Annotated in this window: 2 tRNA genes and 3 rRNA genes; all 5 read right to left on the bottom strand. The window is 53.5% G+C overall.

From position 1 onward, the window contains the following. Positions 1-24 precede the first annotated feature (24 nt). Positions 25-137, bottom strand: a 5S ribosomal RNA gene (gene rrf / locus C7R54_RS28760). Between the two features lie 226 nt (positions 138-363). Then, positions 364-3,245, bottom strand: a 23S ribosomal RNA gene (locus C7R54_RS28755). A 320-nt stretch (positions 3,246-3,565) separates the two neighbouring features. After that, a tRNA-Ala gene (locus tag C7R54_RS28750) sits at positions 3,566-3,641 on the bottom strand. Positions 3,642-3,674: 33 nt separating this feature from the next. Continuing rightward, positions 3,675-3,751 (bottom strand) — tRNA-Ile (locus C7R54_RS28745). A 123-nt stretch (positions 3,752-3,874) separates the two neighbouring features. Continuing rightward, a 16S ribosomal RNA gene (locus tag C7R54_RS28740) occupies positions 3,875-5,405 on the bottom strand. The 16S, 23S and 5S rRNA genes sit together here with 2 tRNA genes alongside, the layout of an rRNA operon. Positions 5,406-5,676 lie beyond the last annotated feature (271 nt).

The raw sequence follows: 5,676 nt of genomic DNA, 5'->3' as shown, positions 1-5,676 counted from the left end.
ACCAGCGGGGGTTTGAGGATAAGAGCCTGACGATGACCTACTTTCACAGACGTCCGTCCACTATCATCGGCGCAAAGTCGTTTCACTGTCCTGTTCGGGATGGGAAGGAGTGGGACCAACTCGCTATGGTCGTCAGGCGTAAGGGGTTGCATGTCGTGGGCCGGGGGTGAGCCCGTCACGGCATGCCAATCTGGGAAGAAGCTAACGCTTTGTGTTCGTTCTGTATTCGGTGTGGGTTGCGATCGCCGCACGCGATGCCATATCTTGCTATGACAACTGCTTGGATGCATTGAATCGTTGGGGTTGTTGGTGCCCGATGCCGAGGAGTCTTCACTCGTACACCAGACCAACCATCAGGGTTATAGGATCAAGCCTCACGGGCAATTAGTATCGGTTAGCTTAACGCATTACTGCGCTTCCACACCCGACCTATCAACGTCCTGGTCTTGAACGACCCTTCAGGGGGCTCGAGGCCCCGGGATACCTAATCTTCAGACGAGTTTCCCGCTTAGATGCCTTCAGCGGTTATCTCTTCCGTACATAGCTACCCGGCAATGCCATTGGCATGACAACCGGTACACCAGAGGTACGTCCACTCCGGTCCTCTCGTACTAGGAGCAGGCTCCGTCAAGTATCCAACGCCCACGGCAGATAGGGACCAAACTGTCTCACGACGTTTTAAACCCAGCTCACGTACCTCTTTAAATGGCGAACAGCCATACCCTTGGGACCGGCTACAGCCCCAGGATGAGATGAGCCGACATCGAGGTGCCAAACACCGCCGTCGATATGAACTCTTGGGCGGTATCAGCCTGTTATCCCCAGAGTACCTTTTATCCGTTGAGCGATGGCCCTTCCATTCAGAACCACCGGATCACTATGTCCTGCTTTCGCACCTGTTCGACTTGTCAGTCTCACAGTCAAGCACGCTTATGCCATTGCACTATCAGCACGATTTCCGACCGTACCTAGCGTACCTTCGAACTCCTCCGTTACGCTTTGGGAGGAGACCGCCCCAGTCAAACTGCCCACCATGCACTGTCCCCAACCCGGATAACGGGCCAAGGTTAGAACCGCAAACAGACCAGGGTGGTATTTCAAGGTCGGCTCCACCGAATCTAGCGACTCGGTTTCAGCGCCTCCCACCTATCCTACACAGGCCGGTTCACAGTCCAATGCAAAGCTACAGTAAAGGTTCATGGGGTCTTTCCGTCTAGCCGCGGGTAGATTGCATCATCACAAACACTTCAACTTCGCTGAGTCTCGGGAGGAGACAGTGTGGCCATCGTTACGCCATTCGTGCAGGTCGGAACTTACCCGACAAGGAATTTCGCTACCTTAGGACCGTTATAGTTACGGCCGCCGTTTACCGGGGCTTCGATCAAGAGCTTGCACCCCATCACTTAACCTTCCGGCACCGGGCAGGCGTCACACCCTATACGTCGACTTTCGTCTTTGCAGAGTGCTGTGTTTTTAATAAACAGTCGCAGCCACCGATTCTCTGCGACCCCATCATGCTCAGCGCGCAGGCGCCTCACACTACCGGGGCATACCTTCTCCCGAAGTTACGGTATCAATTTGCCGAGTTCCTTCTCCCGAGTTCTCTCAAGCGCCTTGGAATATTCATCCCGTCCACCTGTGTCGGTTTGCGGTACGGTCTCGTACAGCTGAAGCTTAGAGGCTTTTCTTGGAACCACTTCCAATCACTTCGCGAGACATGCTCGCTCGCGCCACACCCTTGAGTCATGCGCCCGGATTTGCCTAAGCGCCCTCTCTAATGCAGCAACAGGGACTTCCAACACCCTGATGATCTTCCGCGATCCGTCCCCCCATCGCACTGTACGACGGTGCTGGAATATTAACCAGCTTCCCATCAGCTACGCATCTCTGCCTCGCCTTAGGGGCCGACTCACCCTGCGCCGATGAACGTTGCGCAGGAAACCTTGGACTTACGGCGAGGGGGCTTTTCACCCCCTTTATCGCTACTCATGTCAGCATTCGCACTTCTGATACCTCCAGCAGCCTTTACAAGCCACCTTCGCAGGCTTACAGAACGCTCTCCTACCGCGTGCACAAAGTGCACACCCGCAGCTTCGGTTTATCGCTTAGCCCCGTTACATCTTCCGCGCAGGACGACTCGATCAGTGAGCTATTACGCTTTCTTTAAAGGATGGCTGCTTCTAAGCCAACCTCCTGACTGTCTATGCCTTCCCACTTCGTTTCCCACTTAGCGATAATTTGGGACCTTAGCTGGCGGTCTGGGTTGTTTCCCTCTTGAGTCCGGACGTTAGCACCCGGTGCTCTGTCTCCCAAGCTGGACTTGCGGGTATTCGGAGTTTGCCATGGTTTGGTAAGTCGCCATGACCCCCTAGCCATAACAGTGCTCTACCCCCCGCAGTCATACTTGAGGCACTACCTAAATAGTTTTCGGAGAGAACCAGCTATTTCCAGATTTGTTTAGCCTTTCACCCCTATCCACAGCTCATCCCCTAGTTTTTCAACACTAGTGGGTTCGGTCCTCCAGCACGTGTTACCGTGCCTTCAACCTGGCCATGGATAGATCATCTGGTTTCGGGTCTACACCCAGCGACTGAATCGCCCTATTCGGACTCGCTTTCGCTACGCCTTCCCTAATCGGTTAAGCTCGCCACTGAATGTAAGTCGCTGACCCATTATACAAAAGGTACGCAGTCACCCCTCAAGGAGGCTCCTACTGTTTGTATGCATACGGTTTCAGGATCTATTTCACTCCCCTTCCGGGGTTCTTTTCGCCTTTCCCTCACGGTACTGGTTCACTATCGGTCGATCACGAGTATTTAGCCTTGGAGGATGGTCCCCCCATCTTCAAACAGGATTTCACGTGTCCCGCCCTACTTTTCTCACGCTTAGTTCCACGCACGGAATTTCGTCTACAGGGCTATCACCTGCTACGGCCGGACTTTCCATTCCGTTCGACTATCCCATGCGCTAAAACGTGAAGGCTCTTCCGATTTCGCTCGCCACTACTTTCGGAATCTCGGTTGATTTCTTTTCCTCGAGCTACTGAGATGTTTCAGTTCACCCGGTTCGCTTCCTTGACCTATGTATTCAGCCAAGGATACCGTCTTGCGACGGTGGGTTTCCCCATTCGGACATCTGCGGATCAAAGCTTGTTTGCCAGCTCCCCGCAGCTTTTCGCAGGCTACAACGTCCTTCATCGCCTGTGATCGCCAAGGCATCCACCATATGCACTTAGTCGCTTGATCCTATAACGCTAATGGCTATACAACCAAACAACCACCTTCAATTCAATGTCTGACATGACATCGCATTTGTGCCGTTCCAAATTGCTTTAGAACTATTAATGCAATCACAACCCGTATTCACCTTTCGTGTGCAAGCACACTACTCGACGAACACATTGTCGTTTTGCTTCTTCCAGATTGTTAAAGAACGATATACAGCTTTATTGGATTAAAAACCCAACGTTTAAGACTGCGCCTTCGCAGCACTAAACGTTAGACTCTCGATTTCCGCGGATCCGAGGTTCCAGCCACACCCTACCCCAAGAGAGGGAGAGAGATAGTGGTGGAGGTGAACGGGATCGAACCGATGACATCCTGCTTGCAAAGCAGGCGCTCTCCCAGCTGAGCTACACCCCCATTTACGCACCACGCTACCGCGCCGCATAAACCTGGTGGGTCTGGTTGGATTCGAACCAACGACCCCCGCCTTATCAAGACGGTGCTCTAACCGACTGAGCTACAGACCCAATTGTTCATCGGATCCGCTGTGGATGACAGACAAGAAGTTTCCCTCTACTGCCCTGCCACCGATCCAGCCATATCAACAACCGATAAGTGTGAACGCTTAACACCAATCACGCTTCGCTCTGAAAGGAGGTGATCCAGCCGCACCTTCCGATACGGCTACCTTGTTACGACTTCACCCCAGTCATGAATCCTACCGTGGTAATCGCCCTCCTTGCGGTTAGGCTAACTACTTCTGGTAAAACCCACTCCCATGGTGTGACGGGCGGTGTGTACAAGACCCGGGAACGTATTCACCGCGACATGCTGATCCGCGATTACTAGCGATTCCGACTTCACGCAGTCGAGTTGCAGACTGCGATCCGGACTACGATCGGGTTTCTGGGATTGGCTCCCCCTCGCGGGTTGGCGACCCTCTGTCCCGACCATTGTATGACGTGTGAAGCCCTACCCATAAGGGCCATGAGGACTTGACGTCATCCCCACCTTCCTCCGGTTTGTCACCGGCAGTCTCATTAGAGTGCCCTTTCGTAGCAACTAATGACAAGGGTTGCGCTCGTTGCGGGACTTAACCCAACATCTCACGACACGAGCTGACGACAGCCATGCAGCACCTGTGTTCCGGTTCTCTTGCGAGCACTGCCAAATCTCTTCGGCATTCCAGACATGTCAAGGGTAGGTAAGGTTTTTCGCGTTGCATCGAATTAATCCACATCATCCACCGCTTGTGCGGGTCCCCGTCAATTCCTTTGAGTTTTAATCTTGCGACCGTACTCCCCAGGCGGTCAACTTCACGCGTTAGCTGCGCTACCAAGGCCCGAAGGCCCCAACAGCTAGTTGACATCGTTTAGGGCGTGGACTACCAGGGTATCTAATCCTGTTTGCTCCCCACGCTTTCGTGCATGAGCGTCAGTGTTATCCCAGGGGGCTGCCTTCGCCATCGGTGTTCCTCCACATATCTACGCATTTCACTGCTACACGTGGAATTCCACCCCCCTCTGACACACTCTAGCTCGGTAGTTAAAAATGCAGTTCCAAAGTTAAGCTCTGGGATTTCACATCTTTCTTTCCGAACCGCCTGCGCACGCTTTACGCCCAGTAATTCCGATTAACGCTTGCACCCTACGTATTACCGCGGCTGCTGGCACGTAGTTAGCCGGTGCTTATTCTGCAGGTACCGTCAGTTGCGCCAGGTATTAACCAGCGCCGTTTCTTTCCTGCCAAAAGTGCTTTACAACCCGAAGGCCTTCATCGCACACGCGGGATGGCTGGATCAGGGTTGCCCCCATTGTCCAAAATTCCCCACTGCTGCCTCCCGTAGGAGTCTGGGCCGTGTCTCAGTCCCAGTGTGGCTGGTCGTCCTCTCAAACCAGCTACGGATCGTCGCCTTGGTGAGCCTTTACCTCACCAACTAGCTAATCCGATATCGGCCGCTCCAATAGTGCGAGGTCTTGCGATCCCCCGCTTTCCCCCGTAGGGCGTATGCGGTATTAGCTACGCTTTCGCGTAGTTATCCCCCGCTACTGGGCACGTTCCGATACATTACTCACCCGTTCGCCACTCGCCACCAGACCGAAGTCCGTGCTGCCGTTCGACTTGCATGTGTAAGGCATCCCGCTAGCGTTCAATCTGAGCCAGGATCAAACTCTTCAGTTCAATCTCTGTTTGCGCACCCTCAATCCAGCAAGCCAGACCAAGGATGCATTTCGCATTTGCTCAAAGGAAGTGAGAACCAAGACAAATTGCTTTGTCTCGCATTTCTTACTTCTATGTGAGCGTTTGATTTCGTTGGCGCCATCGATTGCTCGATGGTCGCGCGATCCGCATCAAGCGCCCACACTTATCGGTTGTTTCGTTGTTAAAGAGCGGTACTGCCAACTGCCTTTCGCTGTTTGCCTGACTCGCTACGCCGTTTTCGTTGCGTCGC

The sequence above is a fragment of the Achromobacter aloeverae genome, from assembly GCF_004121055.1.
Lineage (GTDB): Bacteria > Pseudomonadota > Gammaproteobacteria > Burkholderiales > Burkholderiaceae_B > Bordetella_C > Bordetella_C aloeverae.
This window is presented reverse-complemented; position numbering and strand designations above follow the sequence as displayed.